This is a genomic window from Aminobacter sp. P4_H6_2, from assembly GCF_056400805.1.
In genome coordinates this window covers 1-2985 of sequence record NZ_JBFUKO010000635.1, presented here as the reverse complement: position 1 = coordinate 2985, position 2985 = coordinate 1, and the positions used below count along the sequence as shown (strand labels likewise).

Genomic DNA, 2985 nt, shown 5'->3' with positions numbered 1-2985 from the left:
GCCGTGACCGAATGCGTAAATGACCCGCTCGGTGGCGCGCGCCGCGCCAATGGCCGGCAGGCTGTCCGGTAGCGACGGGCGAAAGCCCATCCACTGCACGCCGCCGTCTGGCTTGAGGCCCGGCAGGAAGGCCTGCGCTTTTTTCAGCATGGCCTCGGATCGGCGGAAATTCGGCGGCAGCTTCAGTCCGCCGAGCTCCACAGCGCCACCCACGCGGATACCGGTCGACAGGCGGGTAATGACGAAGCCGTGGCCGCCGAACGTGACCTGCGTGCGCACGTCGAAGGCATCAGACGGAAGCGTGGTGTTGTAGCCACGCTCGGTTTCCAGCGGGATGCTCTCCCCAAGGGTCTTGGCGATCCGGTGCGAGAAGGCACCGGCGGACAGCACCACCTTGCCGGCACGACGGACGCTTCCGTCGGATGTCACGACCTCGACCCCGCCCTCGACCCGACGCAATGCTGTCACCTCGGCGCGCTCGATGGTACCGCCTGACGTGAGGAAATGTTCGGCAAGTGCCAGCACATAGAGTCTAGGATCGGAAATCGAAAACCACCCCGGCGTGAACGTCCCGTGGGTGAAGCGCGTGGCGAGCCCCGGCTGGATCTCGGCCATTTCGGATGCATTGAGGTGATGGAACTCGATCCCATGCTCTTCGCGCGCCTGCCAACCCGGCAGCGACGCCTTGAGTTCACCCTCGCCTTCATAGACCTGGAGATTACCCTCCTTGCGCAGCATCGGTGCCGTGCCGGTCTGGCGCAGGAAGGGTTCAAGCTCGGCCTTGGACAGGTCCATCAACGCCGTCTGGGCTGTGGTCGAATGTGCCACGTGCTTCGCCGAGCAGGCCCGCCAGAAACGGAACATCCACGGCGCGATCTGGAAGGCATAGGCAGGAGGCACCGAAAGCGGCCCGAGCGGGTCGAGCAGCCATTTCGGCGCCTTTTTCAGGATACCCGGTGACGCTAGCGGCAGGATATCGGTGAAGGCGAAGGCTCCGGCATTGCCAGTCGAGGCGCCAGCAGCTGGCCCTTCGCGATCCAGCACCGTGACGGACAGTTCCCGCCCCTGCGCGGCAATCGCCGCCGAAAGCCCGACGACCCCTGCCCCGATAACGATGACGTCGGCTTGCGCCTGCTCTTTCATCATGCCCTCAATGCGTTGCGGCCAGGAACTTCTTGGTCTCGGGATGCTGTGGCGCATCGAACAACTGTTCCGGCGCCGCGATCTCCGCCATGACGCCTTGATGGAAGAAGGCGACGCGGTCGGAAACCTCGCGCGYGAACTTCATCTCGTGCGTCACGCAGATCATGGTCATGCCTTCGGACGCCAGCATGCGCAGCGTGTCCAGCACCTCGCCCACCAGCATTGGGTCGAGCGCCGAAGTCACCTCGTCAAACAGCATGTATGTGGGCGACATGGCGAGCGCACGCGCAATCGCCATGCGCTGCTGCTGGCCGCCCGACATGCGGTTCGGATAGACCGAAAGCTTCTCGGCGAGACCTACATGGGTCAGCTGCTTAACCGCGATCTCTTCTGCTCGTTCCTTGGGCAGGCCAAGCACCTTGCGCGGCRCAAGCATCACATTTTCCAGCACGGTCAGGTGGGGGAAGGCGTTCCATTGCTGGAAGACGATACCCACCTTCTGGCGCAGCTTGTTGAGGTCAGTGCCCTTGGCGTGGACGTCGGTGCCGTCAATCACCACGCGGCCGGTAGCGATCGCCTCCAAGCCGTTGATGCAGGTAAGCAACGTCGACTTGCCCGAACCGGAACCGCCGATGATGGTAACGACCTCGCCCTTCTTGACGGTGAGGTCGATGCCCTTGAGGACTTCCAGCTGGCCGAAGGATTTGCGGACGTTTTCGATCTCAATCATTGGGGGACCACCGTTTCTCGAGATACCCRCCAAGTCGGGCGATGGGAAGGCTGATGATGAAGTAGATGGCGCCGCAGATCAGCAGGATGAATAGCGGCTCCTGCAGGCGGGTTACGAGGATCTGCGAGGCGCGCAGCAGCTCGATCAGCCCCAGCCAGAGCACCAGCGCCGAATCCTTCATCACGCCTAGCGTCAGCCCGATCCACGAAGGAAGCGAAACGCGAATGGCGAGCGGCGCCACGATATAGCGCATGTCCTGCGACCAACTCATGCCGAGCGAGCGGGCGGCGCGGCGGGTGGTTCCAGGCACCGATTCAATGCCCCCGCGCACAATCTCGGTGCAATAGGCGGCCGTATAGAGCGACAGCACCACGCAGGAGGTCGTGAACGGGGCCCAACCCAGTTTCATGATGGCCTGAAGCGCATTGCCGAGCACCAGCTGGATCAGCAGGGGCACTGAGCGGAATACGTCGAGCACGAAGGTCAGCGGCGCGGCCCAGTAAGGGCCGAGCTGGAAGCGGATGACGCCAAACAGGATACCGAGCACAGTGCCGGCGGCGACAGAGACGGCGGTGACGGCAAGCGTCATCCCGGCGCCTTGCGCAAGGAAGGCGAGGTCACCCCAGGTGAGGGCAGTGTTGAACATCTCTTGCCTCTCTCAGTAGCGGAACATGCGCGAGGCAAATGCCCGGGCGGCCAGAGTCACCGCCTTGGCGATGATGTAGTAGATCACCGCGGCGATCGCGAAGAACTCAAAGGTTCTGAAAGAGAGAGCATTCAGCGCCTGCGTGACGCCCGCCAGGTCGGTGCTCATGCCGACTGTGACGCCAAGCGAAGTCATCAGGATTGCCCATACCATCTGGTTGGTAGCGGGCAGGAAGGCGATACGCAGCATCTGCGGCAGCACGATCAGCCGGAAAGCCTGCAATGAGGTCATGCCGAGCGAGCGCCCGGCACGCGCCTGGGTGTCAGGGATCGCCTTCAGCGCACCCCGAAAATTCTCGGCCAGATAGCCCGCATTGTTGAAGGCGATGCCGACCAGTAGCGCAACGAACGGGCTCAGGTGGATGCCAAAATTGCCGAGGCCGAAATGGGCCATGTAGATCTGGAAC

Annotated in this window: 4 protein-coding genes; all 4 read right to left on the bottom strand. The window is 63.1% G+C overall.

The genetic code is table 11. The features are described 5' to 3' along the window. A partial coding sequence (locus tag AC1DUU_RS27810; protein WP_476786575.1) for an NAD(P)/FAD-dependent oxidoreductase occupies positions 1–1143 on the bottom strand: 1143 nt, incomplete at its 3' end. 7 nt (positions 1144–1150) lie between these two features. Next, positions 1151–1873 carry an amino acid ABC transporter ATP-binding protein gene (locus tag AC1DUU_RS27805; RefSeq protein WP_476786574.1) on the bottom strand — a complete coding sequence of 241 codons (723 nt, stop codon included), beginning with the start codon at positions 1871–1873 and terminating at the stop codon, positions 1151–1153. Then, positions 1866–2519: an amino acid ABC transporter permease gene (locus AC1DUU_RS27800; RefSeq protein WP_476786573.1), complete on the bottom strand. Its 654-nt coding sequence runs from the start codon at positions 2517–2519 to the stop codon at positions 1866–1868. Before AC1DUU_RS27800 ends, AC1DUU_RS27805 begins: the two co-directional genes overlap by 8 nt. Before the next feature lie 12 nt (positions 2520–2531). Then, the coding region (locus tag AC1DUU_RS27795) for an ABC transporter permease subunit (protein ID WP_476786572.1) at positions 2532–2985 on the bottom strand (454 nt) is incomplete at its 5' end.